Consider the following 15,989-nt stretch of genomic DNA (forward strand, 5'->3'; position numbering starts at 1 on the left):
CGGAAAGGCGAACTTCACGCCTTCAGGCTGGGCGCGATCAGTAATACGTGAGCTTCCGCTTGGTCGTCGATTCCACTGTGTTTTCGCCTGCATCCAGACGCGTCCTGACCTGCTTCGTCCAGTTTCCATGCACGTCATACGCGTAGCTGTAGCGTCGCTTTGTGGTCGTCACGTGCGGTTCGAGTTTTTCTCCTTGTGCCACGAGGTTTCCCTGCTCGTCGATGCCATATCCGGAACTCATCCTGGGCCGGTCTTTTTCCATGACCTCTTCTTCGCTGATGTCCCCATGCTCGTTGTAGCTGTATTTCGATACTGTCTCGCCCCAGATGCCCATATTGACGCGCTTCTCGATCAGGTTCCCCGCCTTGTCGTAACGGTATTCCGAATCGCCATGCGCGAAAGCCAAGGCCACGAATGCGGTCATGGTTTTCTTCTGCGCATCATTCAACGGCATATCCACTCCGCCGGTAATTTCCCTTGCTCCGGCGTCGATATTCTCCGCCCGCAGCTTGTCGCCCGTGACTCTTCCCTTCTCGTCATACGAGCGATGAATGCGTCCCATCACGATTCCATCTGCATTCGTGATCTCCGCCTCGGAAGGCCGGCCCTTGTCGTCATAAAGGGTCACAATGCTTCCACCCGACGGAATCTGGAAGAGCAATTCGCTGTCTTCCCAAGTGATTCCGCCCATCGCCATGTTTTGCGATCTCTCAAACGTTGGGAGCTGTTGCACGCTGCGCTTTCGTCCATGCTCGTCGTATTTGTAGTCGGAGAGCCCCGCGGCCCCGCCCAGGGACTGCAGTTTTCCCTCGCCGTCGTAGCGGTATGTCGTCACCACCGCGTCCGGGTCTTGTCCGGAGCGTAATTCCAGCAACCGGCCTTCCGGCGAATAGAGCCGCATTGTCGTCGTCGTAAATTTCTGCGAGGGGTAGCTCGTTTCCTCGACGCACTCCTTCACCGGCCCGCGCAACCCGACGTCCGACGCCATGGTCTTCAACACTGCGTTGCCACTTGCAGCCGCCGAATGCATTGCCGCCACCATCATCAATCCGACCGAAACCGCAGCCTGTACGAATCGCAAGCCAATCCCTCCAACCTGCAATCCTTGAGATGTCACCTGGAACATCGGTGACAACTGCTTCTATTGCCTTAATTCTTCAGCATGCCCCTACAATCAGACATGCTTCTCCGCGACTTCATTCTCGGGCTCCTTCTCCTTCCACCCGCTTTGTTCGGACAAGCAAAAGACGCATTTGGCGATGCAAACACTACCGCGCTCGCGCACTACGTCGCCGGACACATGTCTTTCCTCGCCTCCAACGCTCTACAGGGCCGCGGCAGCGGCACGCGCGACGAGTGGATCGCTGCGACCTATGTTGTTTCGCAATTTCAGTCCTTCGGACTCGACATGGCAGACGTACAGCGGGCCGGCTTTCCACGTGGCACAACCTACAATGCCATTGGCATACTGCGCGGCAGCGATCCTCGATTGGCCAACGAAGTCCTGCTCCTCAGCGCGCACCTCGATCACCTCGGCAAACGGCGCAGAGGCGATTCTGAAATCACCTACCACGGTGCCGATGACGACGCCAGCGGCACGACAGCCGTACTCGAACTGGCACGCGCGCTCGCCACTCTGCCGCGCCCGCGCCGAACGGTTGTGTTCGTGTGCTTCGGCAGTGAAGAAAATGGCGGATGGGGCAGCCAATACTTTCTCCAGCACCCGCCTGTGCCTCTCTCGTCTATCGTCGCGAATCTTGAATTTGAAATGATAGGCCGCCCCGACGGCGCCGTCGCCCCCTCTCAGCTATGGCTCACCGGATGGGAGCGCAGCAATCTGGGCCCAACCCTCGCCGCGCACGGCGCACCGCTCGTCGCCGACCCACACCCGAAGGAGCATTTCTTCGAGCGCTCCGACAATATCGCGCTGGCTCTGCAAGGAATCGTGGCGCAAACCGTCTCCAGCTACGGGCTTGGTGCTCACTATCATCAACCGAGTGACGATCTGGCGCACATCGATTTCCTCACGCGCGTCATCCAGTCGATGATCGCTCCCATCGAGTGGCTCGCCAACACCGACTGGAAGCCCGCGTGGAAGCCCGGAGGACGACCCACGATTCATTGAAACCCGCTTGGAGTGGGTGTAGCATCCTCGCTGTTTGTAGTTGAAAGGTAAATTGCGATGAAACACGCCGCGAAGGTTGACTGGTGGATCGGTTTAGCGGTCATCGTCGGCCTGGCAACGATCACCGTCTGGGCAATCAGCAGCCGCAATCCGGTGCTCTACGGAGTTGCCGCCGTCGTTTGGATCATTGACTTCGGCCTGTGCTATCCGCAATCTTACGAAACCACCGAAGACAGGCTTATCGTTCGTGCCGGTCTGCGCAGGTGGAAAATCCCATACTCCACAATCAGCGCGATACATCCCACGACGGATGGACGCAGCGCCGCAGCGCTCTCACTCGACCGCGTGGAAATCCAGTATGCGTCTGGCAATCTGCTGATTGCGCCCAAGGATCAGGAAGCATTTTTCGCTGACGTTTCGGCGCGGGCTCCGCAGCTCTCGAAACACGGACAGGACCTCGTCGCCTCACTGAACTGACTACGTGCGAACGTGAGGAATCATCTTTCTGGAGGCCCGAAGTGCACCGGCTCCGTTGCCCACTCGCCTTCGGACACCAGTCGCATTCCCGACACCGCCGCTAGCGTTCCCTTCTCCACTGCGCAGATCAGATAAACGCAACCGGTCCAGTGCCCTTCCTGCCGGTCTGATTCCGAAGCGTCTGCCGAGTGATCGGGATGCGAGTGATAAAAGCCCACAATCTCCAGCCCCGCCTCGCGCGCCTGTTTCTGTGAGGCGATCAGTTCCGCCGGATCGATCGAGTAACGCCGCTCCGGTTGCGAATCGCGGTTGCAACACGGCACGATGCGCTCAACATTCGAGTCCTGACCCTCACGCCGCCCCAGCAGAATTCCGCAGCCCTCGCGGGGATATGCCTGCTCCACCTCGGAACGCAACTGCTTCTGGCAATCGTAGGGAATCGAAAGCATTCGCATGATCTTGCGCCAGCGTCGCAGGGGCGCGCAAGTTCCGCTTCGCACGCCTGCCCGCTTGCAAAGTTGCCCGATTCTCTGCCGTGTGCGAGAGTAATGTGTTGCGAATCGCTACGGCTTTTCGCATTCATTCTTACTGGCTCCGTGGGGAGTTCAGTTTCTGGCGCGTCGCAATCCGTGAGGGGAACATGGCTAATTTCGCTCCACTGAAGAACGTAGTCCGCAGCTTCGATCAGGCTGTTCAATGGCTCACCGAGCACGGGTTCGAGGTCTCCTCGGCTTCGGGCAGCGGTCGCCAGGTCAGGAAATACAACTGCGTCGCCGTGATCGAGCCCGGCAACAACGCAAACGCGCGCATCGCTCAGTTCCCTGCCTGCCTGATCGCCGGAGAGCCTGCCGACCTTGTCGATCGCGGATACCAGAAGTTTCTGAAGACCAGCAAGCTTGAAATCGCAGCAACCGCCGATCATCTTCAGAACCTGCATCGTTTCAGCGAGGAGCTGAAAGAGGCACTCGGCTACACCAGCCTCTACAACGAAGGACTGGGCAGCGTCAGTGCTCGCTATCGCTACGACCGTGTAGTCGGGCGCGACCTGCCGGAACCGGAGCGGGAAGCGCGTCCGTGGGAGCAGCACAAAAGTTCGTAACACCACATCCGCTCAGGTTGCCTGCAAACGAGGAGGGCGAGTTCAGCTCACCCTTTGCTTTTGCCTGTTTTCGATCATTTTCATTCCCTTCTCGTGTAAACCTTCGAGCGCAAACCCTAATCCAAGCTTGAGGACGTTCCCGTTGCGTCGGCTCCGTTAGCCGCAATTTGCATTTGGCCGGGAACCTGTCAGCGCTCGCCTGCCAAAGGTTCGCGCTCATGAGGGAAACATGATGAAGTATGCATTCAGGCTTCTGCTTGTAGCCGCGCTCGTTTCAGCCGTGCCGGCCTTTGCGCAGTACGACAAAGACGACAATGCCAAGGACACCGACAAGAAGGTAACGTCTTCCGGCAACCAGGATCGCGGCGAAGTTGAGAAGCGCCTCACCGAGGCCGCTGCCGATCTCAATCGACTGACAAACGCGGAAGATAACAACATTCCGCAAACCATTCTGGCTGACGCCAGGTGCGTCGCCATCGTTCCCAAGCTTATCAAGGGCGGATTCGTCGTTGGCGCGCAGCATGGCCGTGGCGTAGCGACCTGCCGCACCCAGAAAGGCTGGAGCGCTCCCGCCTTCTTCACCATCACCGGCGGTAGCTGGGGAGCCCAGATCGGCGTGGAAGGCGTCGATCTCGTAATGCTCTTCATGACCCAGGAAGGCGCTAACAAACTGCTCGATGCCGAATGGAAAATCGGTGCCGATGCCGGAATCGCCGCAGGACCGTTTGGCCGCGATGCCAGCGCCAACACTGACTGGAAATTGAACAGCGGCATCCTGACCTACTCTCGCGCCAAGGGAGTTTTCGCTGGAGCCACGCTGAACGGCGCCAACGTTCGTGCCGACATGGATTCGATCCGCTCGTTCTATGGACGCACCTATGACTTCCGCACGCTGCTCACCGGACAGGTCACGCCGCCAGCCGCTGCGCGTCCTTTCCTGGCGCAGATTCGCCAGAACTTCCGCGAAGCCAACGCCGCGAAGTAAACGCTGTCGAGTAGCAGTCAGCTTACGGTGCTGAAGAGCGATAACGGATGAAGGTCCAGCTTCGGCTAGACCTTTCTGTTTTGCTTGAACGAATCGAACAGCGAACTTACGCCACGGGAGCTGGCAAATTGGCGTTCGCGTAGTAGAGGTCGCGCATTGCCTGCTGCACACGTTGCGAGAGAGCGTCCATGTCTCGGGCCACTAATCCGGTGGTCGGGATGAGCTCGCCAACTACAAGTCGGAAGGGCGTGGGCTGGATCACATAGGTATTCATCGGCAGCGCCTCGTATGTTCCGATGATGGCCATAGGAACGATGGGCACTTGCGCCTTGATTGCCACATAGAAGGTTCCGCCGAGAAATGGCTGGAGGTGGCCATCCGTGCTGCGTCCGCCTTCGGGGAAAATAACGAGCGGCATGCCTCCTCGCACCGTTTGCGAAGCTGACGAGAGAGATCGCAAGGAAGCGCGGGCGTCCGTGCGATCGATAGGGATCTGACCCGAGCGGCGCAGATGCCATCCCAGGAACGGCAGGCGGAACAGCTCAAGCTTGGCGAGGATGCGGAACTGGAAGGGCAATCCCACGTAGAGCACCGGGATGTCGAGCGCCGAGGAGTGATTAGCGGCGTAGATGGCGGGCTGTGACAAGTCGATGCGGTCTAGCCCTTCGACCGTGAGCGGGCATGACGAGGTTCGCAGGATGAGCCACGACCAGAGACGGGCAAATCCATGCTGCATCCGTCCGCTGCCATCAAAAAGCGAGCTGATCAGCGACAACGTCCCCAAAACGGCGGTGTAGAGGTAAATGAGCGGATTGCGCACCAGATAGGACGCGAGTTTGGTGGAAAGTCTGTGCGCTTGTTTGCTCATGCTGATTTAAAGGATAAAGCAGCGCAGCGGCCCCGCGGGGAAGATTCTGAGTAGAGCTTGTGGAACAGAAAGCGCCACCTAAGCACCAACTCTGGACGACTTTGGTGCATGTAATTCAAAGATTTAGCAAAGCGGAGTCTGCGGTGCTGTTTGTAAATCCGAACCCAATGGGCAACTCTGGGTATGTTGCAAGGACTCCAAATTCAGTGGAGAACCTGTTAATGAGAGCTGTCCGTGTCCTTTCTGCTCTGGTCTTTTCCCTTTCAGCAATTTTGACCCTCAATGGATGTGGCGTTGGCACAGCCGCCCCTTTCAATCCCGCACCGACCGTACAGTTCACGGCAAATCCGACGTCCGTTCCTCTGACGAACGGGAGTGCGACGCTCACCTGGACTTCAACTAATGCCACCGGTGCAACGATTGACCATGGTGTCGGGGCCGTTGCGGCCTCCGGCTCAGTGGTGGTCAAGCCGACCGCAACCACCACCTACACAATCACCGTCACAGGCCCGGGCGGAACCACGACGGCTCAGGCTACCGTAACTGTTTCGGCCAACGCACCGACCGTAACCATCACGGCCAATCCTACTTCGATCCAGAAGGGCAGCCCGACCACGCTTACCGTAGCGGCCACCAATGCTACCAGCGTGGTGGTAACCAACAACGTCGATCAAACCAGCATCACGCTGCAACCAGCAGGCGGAACCGCACAGGTGACTCCGCAGACGACGACCACCTACACGGCGACCGCAACGGGCACGGGTGGAACCGTGACCGCGACAGCCACGGTGACCGTGATTGGGCCTCCACCAACGGTGACGATTACGGCCAATCCTGCGGCAGTTCAGCCCGGAGGTCAGACCACGTTGACCGTTACTGCCACGGACGCACAGGCCGTCGCAATCACCGACAACGTGGACACCACGACTTACCCGCTGACTCCTACCGGAGGAACGCAGGTAGTAACGGTGAATAAGCTCACTACGTTCACGGCCAGCGCCACCGGCACGGGCGGCACCGCCACGGCGTCGGTAACGGTGAGGATCACCGGCAGCGTGCAGGCGGTAAACCATGTGCTCTTCATGCTGCAGGAGAACCGTACCTTCGACCATTACTTCGGCATGCTGAATCCGTATCGCCATAACAACGGCATGGCCACTGGCGATGACGGCAAGGTGTACGACGTGGACGGGATCGATGACAAGCTGTCCACCATCTCCAACACCAACGATGAGGGTCAGACGTTCAAGCTGTTCAAGACCACCTCAACCTGCCTGGACGACATGACCTCGGCCTGGCTCGAAAGCTATGGAGAGGTGAACCGTTACGATTTCTCGACCACGCGCAAAATTCTGATGGACGGCTTTGTGCACGTCGCTGAGAACTTTGCCCTGAGCGGCGCCGGGAGCGGCACGTTTACCGATACGACAGGAAGGCGCGCCATGGCGTATTACGACGAGCACTTCCTGAATTACTACTACTACATGGCATCGCAGTTTGCGCTCTCCGACCGCTGGTTCTCTCCGGTTTCGAGCAAGAGCACGCCCAACCGCATCGCGACCATGACAGGCGGCACGACGCAGGGACTCGTGCGCGATCCGTTTGTGGATGACAAGCTCACTGGCCTGACGATCAAAACCATCTTCGAGCAACTCGATACCGCTCCGACTCCGGTATCGTGGAAGATCTACTACTCGCTAACGGGCTCTAACGGCGTGCCGTTTACCACCTTCACTGGCTTCACCTATTCGAGTAAGTATCTCTACGGCAATCCGACGCACGCGGCGTGTACCGCTCCGCTGACGCCCGGAAACTCGACCAACACGTTCTGCATCGACACTTCGCATATCGCTCCGCTGTCGCAGCTCTACACAGACATGGCGAATGGCACGCTTCCAGCTTTCGCCTACATCGAGGCCGGATACGGACAGGATGACGAGCATCCCGGTTCGGGGCAGTCGATTCTGAACGGTCAGTCGCAGGCGGCAAACATCATCAATAAGCTGATGGCCAGCCCGTCGTGGGCCGATTCGGTCTTCTTCCTCAGCTATGACGAAGGCGGCGGCCCGTACGATCACGTGCCTCCCGTGCCGGGACATACCAACGATTTCACCAGCCCGAGCCTGGGAGTGACGACCGATATCGGCAGCATCGCCGTCAATCCCGATGGCTTCAATCCTTGCTTGCCTGCGGGTGGAACGCCAACGGCGAACTGCGATTTGAAAGCGGGCGAGCCGGGCACTTCTCCAACGGATGCGGCAACGGCAAACGGATTCAAAGCACAGTTGGGATTCAGATTGCCCAACATGATTGTGTCTCCGTTCACGAAGAAGCACTACGTGTCGCACACTCCGATGGACCACACTGCGGTTCTGAAATTCGTGCAAAGCCGCTTCATCGCTCCGGGCACAAGTCTGACGCCTCGCGATGCGGCGCAGCCGGATCTGCTGGAGTTCTTCGACTTCACCATGATCCCGTGGGCGACTCCGCCAACGCCTCCAGCGCCGGTCACCAATGCGTCGCTCGGAACGAATACCTGCACGCCGGATAGCATGGGTCCATAAGAAGCAAAGAATGTCCATAGCCCGGATACTCGCAGTGTCCGGGCTATGTACTGAACTTGTAACACAGGAGAAACGCAGACCTATTCTGTTGCGGTCTCAGGATTGGTAAGGCTCTGAACAGTTGACAGTAATTCCCTCGGGTTCATCGGATCAATACAAGCCGCTGCACCTTCGAGCGGTGGCTCGTCTGCTCGGAGCAGAGCAAGTACGGGAGCATTCGAACAACGTCGAACAGCCGCAATCAGTGCTTGCTTGTCGCGATGAGGTATGGAGTGCCCGATGATCACGAGGCTGTAAGAGTCCTGCTCACAATGGTTCAGAGCGTCGATGAATCCTTCCGCAGATACAACGGAGTGTCCTTGCACTTCGAGCAGTGACTGGCGGGTCTGGAGCAACGCTCTATCGTAGGAGACCGAGAGGATTCGCGATTGCATACTCATACACTCGAATAATAGAACGAACCGAAGCCTATCTATTATCCCCGAACGCGACAAATGCCCCCAGTCCCATCATTGCAATGCCGGACGCCACTCGCTGATTGCGGCGGAAACGAAAGCTAGATCGCAGACGCTTACCAATTGGAGCGGCGAAGGAGACTACGAGCAAGTCGGCAGTGGTGTTCAACGAAACGGACATCACACCAAGCAGCAGAAACTGCACCATGACATGCCCAAGCGATGGATTCACGAACTGGGGAAGGAACGACAAGAAGAACAGAGCCGTCTTGGGATTCAGAACTTCTGTAGCTACGCCTTGCCGGAATGCACGATTCGGAGCCGGTTCCTCGTACGAATCATCGATGGGCACGTTCCGTGTCCGGATCATTCGCACCCCCAACCAGAGCAGGTAGATCGCTCCCGCGTATTTGACCACCGCAAAAGCCGCCGCCGATGCAGCCAAGACCGCTGACAATCCCAGCCCAGCAGCGATGACGTGGATCAGTCCTCCAGCGAACGTGCCAAATGCTGAAAGGATACCCTCTTGCTTGCCTCCAGCGAGGGTGCGGGTAAGGACATAGAAAATCCCGGGGCCAGGAGTGACCGCAAGCAGAGTCGCCGCAGCAAGAAACAGTACGAGGAGGTGTCCGTCCAACATTTCGAGATTATAGCTTCGCGCTCGACGCGAAGATCGGCGTTCTTGAATCCGAGTTCGGCCGCTGTCCCGCTCGGCCCTGATTGGCAATTTTGAAACTTGAGTGTTATCCGCGCGCGACCGCACCCGTAGGGCGCAGCATGAGAAAGTCTTTCTGGTGATCGTTGCCAACTACAAAGATCTGCTCACCAGCAATCTCGAAACCCCACTTCCTATAGAACGCGATCGCACGTTCGTTCTCGGAGAAGGCGCTGAGCCACACGGGACGCGGCGATTCAGCACTCAGCATGGACAATGCGCAGTGTACAAGCGCGCTGGCGAGACCCGCTCCGTAAAACGGGGGGCTGATGTAAAGCTTGCGAAACTCTGCGGCATTAGGAGCCGCGAGCAAAGGATGCGGATTGCGGCGGGCCACAACCATGTATCCAGCCAGCTCGCGCTCGGGCGTGAAGGTTTCAGCGACGAGAACGATCAGATTTTCGTCTTCGATGAAGGATTCGAAGCGGGCTACCGACAGCTCGTTGCGAATGTAGCTATCGAGGTCTTCTGGAGCAGTTGCTGGGCAGCCAAGAGGAAACAGTTCGGCCGCAAACACCGCAAGATGCGCTGCGTCGGAGATGGTAGCTCGACGGATTGAAGGATGGGGAAGCTCGGTCACGTTCGGTTACTAGATTACAGGAGCTTCGAAAGAAGCGTCATGCCGACACGAGGTGCCGCGCAAAAAACAAAATCCCCACCCTAAGCTCGAAAAGGCGGAGGTTAGGATGGGGCGCGATGTTCGATATCAACTTTGGTTAGCCAGCGATGCGCTTGTAGTCCTTCTTAAACGCAGGATCGTTGCCGAGGTGCGGGGCAGCAGCGCGGAGCTCAATGGCCGCATCGGCGCGGCGTCCTTCCTTCTCAAGAACAAGACCCAGCTTCCAATGAGCGGTGCCGTGGCTGGGAGCGCCGGCTTCGGGTTCGCGCGAAAGATACTGGCGCAGGTAGCGCTCTGCGCGCGGCATGTCAGCGCCAGTTTCGAGCAGTGCCTGGGCGGCGGCGAAGAACGGATACGCATCATCGGGAACGCGGCGTTGGGCTTCTGCCAAGGTTGCGTCGAGATCGTTCCAACGCTGCTGGTGAGCAAGGGCGCTGGCGAGATAACGATACCCACCGACGCGTGCCGGGTCAGCTGAGATCGCCATGCGGGCAAAATGTTCGGCCTCGGAGTAGCGGCGATAGGTTTCGCTGTCGAGGACGGATGTGAGGTCGATGATGGCGCGATAAAGGCGCGGGTTGAGCTGCACGGCCTGACGCAGATGTGACTCGATCTCCGGCAGCGGACGCTTCTGCATCTGCAGCAGAGCGGCTTCGGCGAGTGCTCCATCGGCAGCATTGATCTTGTAAATCTGCTGAAGCGTTTCACGGGCCTTCGACTTGGAGCCGCCGACAAGAGCAGGCGACTGCTCGTAGAGTCCCATCGATTCCTTGAGGCAGCGGATGTTGCGAGGGTTGATCTGCAGGCAAGTATCGAGTTCGTGGCGCATTTGGCGGGCTAGCTGCACGCCGCCACCGAGGACTCCGAGCTGCAAGGCGCGATCGCCTAGCGTGTCGGCGAGCTGGCAGTGGAAGTCGGCGCTCGCAGGAGCGATGTCAACCGAGCGGCGCGCAAAATCGACAGCCTTGTCGAAACTTCCATAGGCATCGTAAACAGCGGACATCCACGAGAGGGCTTCGGCGTCCTGCGGATTGTGCTTGAGACGCTCCTGCGCAACGGCAGCGAGTTGGCGGAAATGTCCCTGCTCAAGAAGGGTTTTGCCATCGGCGGCAGAGGCCGCAACGGAGGTGGCAAGGAGTGACGAGGCGATAGCCAGCAGAAGTGTGATCTTTCTAAAGTGGTTAATGGAAGGGATGAACATCAGACCTCTTAACGTTTGTCGCACGGGCGGTCGCGGAGAGAGTGACAACAATGGCAATGGTGCGGCGCGATGGCACACCATTTACAATCGAGGCACTGGAGATTTTGCGGCGGATCTGTTCGCTGCGGGCTCCGGGACGGCCGGTAGACTTCTCTATCGTTAGGAGCTTAACAGAGATGATGGCAGATGTCCGTAAGGGATTGATCATAGTCAATACCGGGCCGGGTAAGGGCAAGACCACGGCAGCAATGGGAACCGGTCTGCGCGCAGTGGGCGCCGGATTAAAGGTTTTGATGCTGCAGTTTCTAAAAGGATCGTGGCATTACGGCGAATTAGACTCGGTGAAGGCTTTTGGCGATCAATTTGTCATGAAGCAACTGGGCCGCGGATTTGTGAAAGTCGGCGGCGCGGAAACCGATCCAGAAGACGTCAAAATGGTGGAAGAAGCCTGGAAAGAGGCCGAAGAGGCCATCCTGTCTGGACTGTATGACCTGGTCATTCTGGACGAAATCAATTACGCCATCGGCTACAAAATGCTCGATCCGGAAAAAGTGGTCGAGGTGCTGAAGCGGAAGCCGGAAATGGTGCATGTGATTCTGACCGGACGGAATGCGCATCCGAAGATCGTGGAGATCGCCGATACCGTGACGGAAATGCGCGAGGTAAAGCACGCGTATCAGAAGGGGATTCAGGCGCAGCGGGGGATTGAGTACTGAGGAGCAAGGTTTCAAAGTTTCAAGGTTTCGCGAGGTTTCGCGAGGTGGGTGGTTGGTGACCTGGGGCGGCGGTTGAGATTGGAGCGGCGGCTGGGTCCTTCGCTTTGCTCAGGATGACACCTCAAAGGCAAGAGCAAGGGCAAAGGCAAGAGCAACAACCACGGAAAGAGCAAGATCAACGGTAGGAGTTAAAGACCCACCTCTGCCAACAACAGGCAGAGGTGGGGCACCGTGGTTTTGCACCGTCGGGTTGGAAGAGAAAGTCGTGAAAGCATGAGTTGGTTTAGGCGGGAATCGCAGGAACTGGATACGAGCGGGGAGCGCAAGGTGCGCACCGAAGGGCTCTGGGTGAAGTGTGACCAGTGCCGGCAGATTATCTGGAAGAAGGATTTGGAAGCGAACTTCCACGTGTGCTCGAAGTGCGATAAGCATTTCCGCATTGATACGCGGACGCGACTGGGGTATCTGCTGGACCCGGGCTACGTGGAAGAAGACAAGAATCTGGTAACGACTGACCCGCTCGGGTTCGCAGATCGACGCCCTTATAACGAACGCCTGAAAGAGGCGCGGAAGCTTACTGGCCGCAAGGACGCGATTGTCAATGCGCGCGGGAAGATTGATGGGCGAGCGGTGATCGTGTCGGCGATGGAGTATGGCTTCATCGGCGGCAGCATGGGAGCCGTAGTGGGCGAGACGATTACGCGGGCGGTGGAGAAATCATTGCGCGAGCGCGTGCCGCTGATCGTTTTTTCGTCCACGGGCGGAGCGCGCATGATGGAAGGCACCGCCTCGCTGATGCAGATGGCAAAGGTATCGGCAGCGCTGGCCCGGCTGGATGACGCGCGCGTGCCCTACATCTCGGTGCTGACCGATCCGACGACGGGCGGAGTGACGGCGAGCTTTGCCATGCTGGGCGACCTGAATATCGCCGAGCCGGGAGCGCTGATTGGATTTGCCGGACCACGCGTTATCGAGCAGACGATTCGACAGAAGCTACCGGAAGGTTTCCAGCGAAGCGAGTTCCTGGTGGAAAAGGGATTCCTCGATGCAGTGGTGCACCGGAAGGATATGAAGGCGTATCTGGGACGGGCGCTGGCGTGGATGGCGGCGTAGGGCGAGGTTCAGGTTTCGCGAGGTTTCGAGTTTTCGCAAGGTTCAGAGGTTACAAAATCAAAAGCACAGTCAAGACCGCCGATTGATGACCTGGGCAGCAGCGGAGATTGGCGCGGAAGCTGGGAGCCTTCGCCTGCGGCTCAGGATGCACCATAGTTTTGCTGAAAACTTTCGTGTTGAGAACACTGCGTCGTGAATGACAACACGATCAGTTCGGCAATTGGTATTCGAAGTCGTAGGAGTGCTTGCCTCCGGCGACGTTGATGTAGAAGGTGCCGGAGATGCCCTGAAGGGAGCCGGTGCCAGAGCCGGGCGCAACGAGTATCTGCATATGCTGGCCCGCGGCGTCCATGGTAGCCGAGTGCTGCAGCGCAAAGCTGCCTTTGCGTCCCTCGAGTGTGCCGGTGACCAACTCCATGGCTACATATCCAGCCTCTCCCGCCTTGAAATTGCCAGCCGAAATCATCTCGCCCTTCGTGATGGCCTCGAGATCTCCGTGGATGACCTTGTCGATCGACATGCGGGCGATGCCGTCGGCAGCAGCGGGAGTTAGAGGCTGCATTTTCACTTCAAATGTTCCTCGGGCGTGATGGAGCACAGGCTTCTCCTTAGAGGTCTGGACGGCCGTGGGTAGCAGTGCGGCAAACAGCAGCAGAATTGTGCAACCTGGCATGCTGGGTTGGATGCGGTACAAGTCTGCACTGTCGTTTTATCTCTGGACAGTTGCGCAGCGGTGGGTATTCGTGGAACTCAGAAGCGATCCGGAGTAAAGTGCTGGCTGTTGAGCAAACGAACGAGGATCCACGTGGCCACCCCTGGTCGAAGAATGGAAGAGTTGATGACCATACTTGCACGCCTGGAGCAGTGGAAGGAACAGGGCGAGATCTCACCGGAGCAGCACGCGCGTTTGGCCAGCCTCTCGCGAAGAGAACCCTTCTCGATTTATCTGGAGCTGAACGTTCTCCTTTACGGCGGCGTGCTGGCATTCGTGGCCGGACTGGGATGGACGGTTACAACCTGGGCGCATCAGCTCGGGGATGTAGTTGTGCTGACAACTCTTTCAGGCATCTTCCTTGTCTGTCTCGGGTATTGCTTCTGGCGCGCGCCCGCATGGTCGCCCACGGAGACGTGTGCACCAAGTGCGGTTTTCGATTACGTGCTTTATCTCGGCAGCCTGGTTTGGTGTATAGAACTCGCTTACGTGGAGAACCGCCTTCATCTGCTCTCGGGGAAGTGGGACCTCTATCTGCTGGTGACTGCCTGCCTGTTTTTCTTTCTCTCTTATCGTTTCGACAACCGATTTGTGCTGTCACTCGCTCTGTCCTCACTTGCGGGATGGTTCGGGCTAACGGTGTCGCACTGGCCCACCCATGAAGAGGCGGCGTATCGCCACTGCGCCCTCTTTTACAGCCTGCTGGTCATTGCCATCGGAGTGGCTCTTCTGCGCGTACGTTTGAAGCCGCATTTCTTCAGCACCTATCTGAACGTGGGAACCAATGTTCTCTTCTGGGCATTGCTCTCCGGCGTGTTTGAACGGGAGGGCTATGGAATCTGGCTATTCGCTCTGCTTGGCGCCTGCGGCGCATCTCTCGCCTGGGGGTTGACGCGGCGGCAGTTCGCCTTCGTTGCTTACGCCGCGGTTTACGGGTACGTGGGCGTCAGCGCGATCCTCATGCGCGATGTCATCGGCGATACCACAATCCTGAGCTATCTCGTGATTTCCGGAGTGGCAATGCTGGTGGCGCTGATTCAGATCGCGCGCCACTTTGGGAGGACAGCGTGAGAATCTACACGGTAATCGAAGAAGAAACGCTGCGCGCCCGCAGACTGATGGAGGATTGGACCGGAGAGGGCATCCTGAGCGAGGCACAGTGCAAGCGCCTGGAAGCGGAGACGGCGTGCGAGCTGCGCACCACGAATGTTTATCTGCGGCTGATTTTGTTCATTTTCACGTTGGTGATCGTAGCAGCTACCGCCGGGCTGTTTATCAACGTAGTTCTTTCGCCCGCGTCGGCACAAACGACCAGCGTGTTTTGCGTGATCTTCGCTGGCCTTTGTTACGCGGGGGCGGAGATTGTCGTGCTGAAGCTTCATCTGTACCGGTACGGCATTGAGGAGGCTCTCGCCGTTTGGGCGCCGGTGTTTCTGTGCATCGGGTTACACCTGGTTCTGTTCAACGACACACCGACCAGAAAAGGCGGAGCCGACTGGGGCGTCCCTGCCGCTGGAGCAATCGCCTGGATGTGGATCTGGCGACGCTTCGGGTACTGGTATGCGTTTGTGGCAGCGATGATCTTTGCGGTATTTGTGCCAGGGTACTGGACCTCGTCCATTGCAGCGCAGCACTTGACTGTTGCCTTTTTCTACGGCGCTGGATTGGCGGTCATCGGCGGGGTACGCCGTAGGCATCGCTTCGACTATCTTGAGGAGACTTACTCGTTCAGCGAAGCGCTTCTCTGGCTTGGGATTTATCTGGCTCTCAATCTGAAGCTCTCGGGGCTGGATCTTTATCTGCGGTGGTGGAACGCCGGCGTCGAGACTGCCTCTGCGCTTTCAAAGCCATTCTACTGGACGACGTGGGTACTTATCTGGTGTCTGCCGCCCGTGGTAATTGTGCGCGGGACTCGGCTGAAGGACCGCTTCGTCATGTCGGTCGGCGCGACCTCCGCCGTACTGACCCTAGTCTCAAATAAGCCTTACCTTGGATGGGCGCGTCACACCTGGGATCCAATGCTGCTGGGCATACTCCTAATGGGAGTGGCGGTACTGCTGCGACGCTGGCTTGACCTTGGTCCGGACCGAGTGCGCCATGGCTTTACCGCGACGCGCCTGTCGGGGCGGGATAAACACTGGATCAACGCCGGATCCACCGCATTGGGCTTGGTATCGCCCGAGGCAGTCACGCCGAAATCCGAAGTAGAGTTTCATTTCGGCGGAGGAGCGTCGGGAGGCGGCGGGACGAGCAGCGAGTTTTAGCAGCGGGTTTAGGGTGGGGCACCGTCGTGTGTACGAGAGACTCTACTTGCCGGAGGAATGGGCATCCGCGCGGGCC

The 15,989-nt window shown here is 58.2% G+C and carries 17 protein-coding genes; 9 read left to right on the forward strand and 8 right to left on the reverse strand.

Going from position 1 to position 15,989, the window contains the following annotated elements; all coding sequences use genetic code 11:
- Positions 1-37 precede the first annotated feature (37 nt).
- Positions 38-1,081 (reverse strand): hypothetical protein, encoded by a 1,044-nt coding sequence (locus AC6IY8_RS15425; protein WP_497775410.1) that lies wholly within the window; start codon positions 1,079-1,081, stop codon positions 38-40.
- Positions 1,082-1,162: 81 nt separating this feature from the next.
- Between AC6IY8_RS15425 and AC6IY8_RS15430 the strand changes: the two genes are divergently transcribed.
- Positions 1,163-2,125, forward strand: a complete 963-nt coding sequence (locus tag AC6IY8_RS15430) for a M20/M25/M40 family metallo-hydrolase (protein WP_497775411.1) — start codon at positions 1,163-1,165, stop codon at positions 2,123-2,125.
- A 57-nt stretch (positions 2,126-2,182) separates the two neighbouring features.
- Positions 2,183-2,602 (forward strand): PH domain-containing protein, encoded by a 420-nt coding sequence (locus AC6IY8_RS15435; RefSeq protein ID WP_497775412.1) that lies wholly within the window; start codon positions 2,183-2,185, stop codon positions 2,600-2,602.
- Positions 2,603-2,622: 20 nt separating this feature from the next.
- On the opposite strand, the gene AC6IY8_RS15440 is transcribed toward AC6IY8_RS15435, so the two are convergent.
- The gene (locus AC6IY8_RS15440; RefSeq protein ID WP_497775413.1) at positions 2,623-3,051 is read right to left on the reverse strand and encodes a M67 family metallopeptidase; all 429 of its coding nucleotides are present in this window, start codon (positions 3,049-3,051) and stop codon (positions 2,623-2,625) included.
- A gap of 191 nt (positions 3,052-3,242) precedes the next feature.
- Between AC6IY8_RS15440 and AC6IY8_RS15445 the strand changes: the two genes are divergently transcribed.
- Both AC6IY8_RS15445 and AC6IY8_RS15450 read left to right on the forward strand, forming a co-directional pair.
- Positions 3,243-3,701 carry a hypothetical protein gene (locus AC6IY8_RS15445; protein ID WP_497775414.1) on the forward strand — a complete coding sequence of 153 codons (459 nt, stop codon included), beginning with the start codon at positions 3,243-3,245 and terminating at the stop codon, positions 3,699-3,701.
- Positions 3,702-3,930: 229 nt separating this feature from the next.
- Positions 3,931-4,686: a lipid-binding SYLF domain-containing protein gene (locus AC6IY8_RS15450; RefSeq protein WP_497775415.1), complete on the forward strand. Its 756-nt coding sequence runs from the start codon at positions 3,931-3,933 to the stop codon at positions 4,684-4,686.
- 106 nt (positions 4,687-4,792) lie between these two features.
- On the opposite strand, the gene AC6IY8_RS15455 is transcribed toward AC6IY8_RS15450, so the two are convergent.
- A complete protein-coding gene (locus AC6IY8_RS15455; protein WP_497775416.1) occupies positions 4,793-5,554 on the reverse strand; it encodes a lysophospholipid acyltransferase family protein in 762 nt (253 codons plus the stop codon).
- A gap of 221 nt (positions 5,555-5,775) precedes the next feature.
- Here AC6IY8_RS15455 and AC6IY8_RS15460 point away from each other — a divergent pair, with 221 nt between their 5' ends.
- Positions 5,776-8,118, forward strand: coding sequence for an alkaline phosphatase family protein (locus AC6IY8_RS15460; RefSeq protein ID WP_497775417.1), 2,343 nt, complete (start codon positions 5,776-5,778; stop codon positions 8,116-8,118).
- Between the two features lie 80 nt (positions 8,119-8,198).
- Here the strand turns inward: AC6IY8_RS15460 and AC6IY8_RS15465 are convergent, their stop codons facing one another.
- The 4 genes from AC6IY8_RS15465 to AC6IY8_RS15480 all read right to left on the reverse strand — a co-directional run bounded on the left by AC6IY8_RS15465 (position 8,199) and on the right by AC6IY8_RS15480 (position 11,108).
- A complete protein-coding gene (locus AC6IY8_RS15465; protein ID WP_497775418.1) occupies positions 8,199-8,552 on the reverse strand; it encodes a hypothetical protein in 354 nt (117 codons plus the stop codon).
- Between the two features lie 34 nt (positions 8,553-8,586).
- Positions 8,587-9,213: a LysE family translocator gene (locus AC6IY8_RS15470; RefSeq protein ID WP_497775419.1), complete on the reverse strand. Its 627-nt coding sequence runs from the start codon at positions 9,211-9,213 to the stop codon at positions 8,587-8,589.
- A 103-nt stretch (positions 9,214-9,316) separates the two neighbouring features.
- Positions 9,317-9,868: a GNAT family N-acetyltransferase gene (locus AC6IY8_RS15475; protein WP_497775420.1), complete on the reverse strand. Its 552-nt coding sequence runs from the start codon at positions 9,866-9,868 to the stop codon at positions 9,317-9,319.
- 136 nt (positions 9,869-10,004) lie between these two features.
- Positions 10,005-11,108, reverse strand: coding sequence for a tetratricopeptide repeat protein (locus AC6IY8_RS15480; RefSeq protein ID WP_497775421.1), 1,104 nt, complete (start codon positions 11,106-11,108; stop codon positions 10,005-10,007).
- Positions 11,109-11,158: 50 nt separating this feature from the next.
- On the opposite strand from AC6IY8_RS15480, the gene cobO reads away from it, so the two are divergent.
- Entirely contained in the window at positions 11,159-11,824 is a 666-nt protein-coding gene (gene cobO, locus AC6IY8_RS15485) for a cob(I)yrinic acid a,c-diamide adenosyltransferase (protein ID WP_497775422.1), read from the forward strand.
- Positions 11,825-12,097: 273 nt separating this feature from the next.
- Complete coding sequence (gene accD / locus AC6IY8_RS15490) at positions 12,098-12,937, forward strand: acetyl-CoA carboxylase, carboxyltransferase subunit beta (protein ID WP_497775423.1); 840 nt, start codon at positions 12,098-12,100, stop codon at positions 12,935-12,937.
- 208 nt (positions 12,938-13,145) lie between these two features.
- Here the strand turns inward: accD and AC6IY8_RS15495 are convergent, their stop codons facing one another.
- Entirely contained in the window at positions 13,146-13,610 is a 465-nt protein-coding gene (locus AC6IY8_RS15495) for a DUF3224 domain-containing protein (RefSeq protein ID WP_497775424.1), read from the reverse strand.
- 165 nt (positions 13,611-13,775) lie between these two features.
- Between AC6IY8_RS15495 and AC6IY8_RS15500 the strand changes: the two genes are divergently transcribed.
- Positions 13,776-14,720, forward strand: coding sequence for a DUF2157 domain-containing protein (locus AC6IY8_RS15500; protein ID WP_497775425.1), 945 nt, complete (start codon positions 13,776-13,778; stop codon positions 14,718-14,720).
- Positions 14,717-15,913: a hypothetical protein gene (locus AC6IY8_RS15505; protein WP_497775426.1), complete on the forward strand. Its 1,197-nt coding sequence runs from the start codon at positions 14,717-14,719 to the stop codon at positions 15,911-15,913. The genes AC6IY8_RS15500 and AC6IY8_RS15505 overlap by 4 nt, the downstream gene beginning before the upstream one ends.
- Positions 15,914-15,989: the final 76 nt, after the last annotated feature.

It is taken from the genome of Koromonas soli, from assembly GCF_059726265.1.

Coding starts and splice junctions, on each gene's coding strand:
- AC6IY8_RS15430 (WP_497775411.1), top strand. CDS start 1,163: ATGCCCCTACAATCAGACATGCTTCTCCGCGACTTCATTCTCGGGCTC.
- AC6IY8_RS15435 (WP_497775412.1), top strand. CDS start 2,183: ATGAAACACGCCGCGAAGGTTGACTGGTGGATCGGTTTAGCGGTCATC.
- AC6IY8_RS15440 (WP_497775413.1), bottom strand. CDS start 3,051: ATGCTTTCGATTCCCTACGATTGCCAGAAGCAGTTGCGTTCCGAGGTG.
- AC6IY8_RS15445 (WP_497775414.1), top strand. CDS start 3,243: ATGGCTAATTTCGCTCCACTGAAGAACGTAGTCCGCAGCTTCGATCAG.
- AC6IY8_RS15450 (WP_497775415.1), top strand. CDS start 3,931: ATGATGAAGTATGCATTCAGGCTTCTGCTTGTAGCCGCGCTCGTTTCA.
- AC6IY8_RS15455 (WP_497775416.1), bottom strand. CDS start 5,554: ATGAGCAAACAAGCGCACAGACTTTCCACCAAACTCGCGTCCTATCTG.
- AC6IY8_RS15460 (WP_497775417.1), top strand. CDS start 5,776: ATGAGAGCTGTCCGTGTCCTTTCTGCTCTGGTCTTTTCCCTTTCAGCA.
- AC6IY8_RS15465 (WP_497775418.1), bottom strand. CDS start 8,552: ATGCAATCGCGAATCCTCTCGGTCTCCTACGATAGAGCGTTGCTCCAG.
- AC6IY8_RS15470 (WP_497775419.1), bottom strand. CDS start 9,213: ATGTTGGACGGACACCTCCTCGTACTGTTTCTTGCTGCGGCGACTCTG.
- AC6IY8_RS15480 (WP_497775421.1), bottom strand. CDS start 11,108: ATGTTCATCCCTTCCATTAACCACTTTAGAAAGATCACACTTCTGCTG.
- cobO (WP_497775422.1), top strand. CDS start 11,159: ATGGCAATGGTGCGGCGCGATGGCACACCATTTACAATCGAGGCACTG.
- accD (WP_497775423.1), top strand. CDS start 12,098: ATGAGTTGGTTTAGGCGGGAATCGCAGGAACTGGATACGAGCGGGGAG.
- AC6IY8_RS15495 (WP_497775424.1), bottom strand. CDS start 13,610: ATGCCAGGTTGCACAATTCTGCTGCTGTTTGCCGCACTGCTACCCACG.
- AC6IY8_RS15500 (WP_497775425.1), top strand. CDS start 13,776: ATGACCATACTTGCACGCCTGGAGCAGTGGAAGGAACAGGGCGAGATC.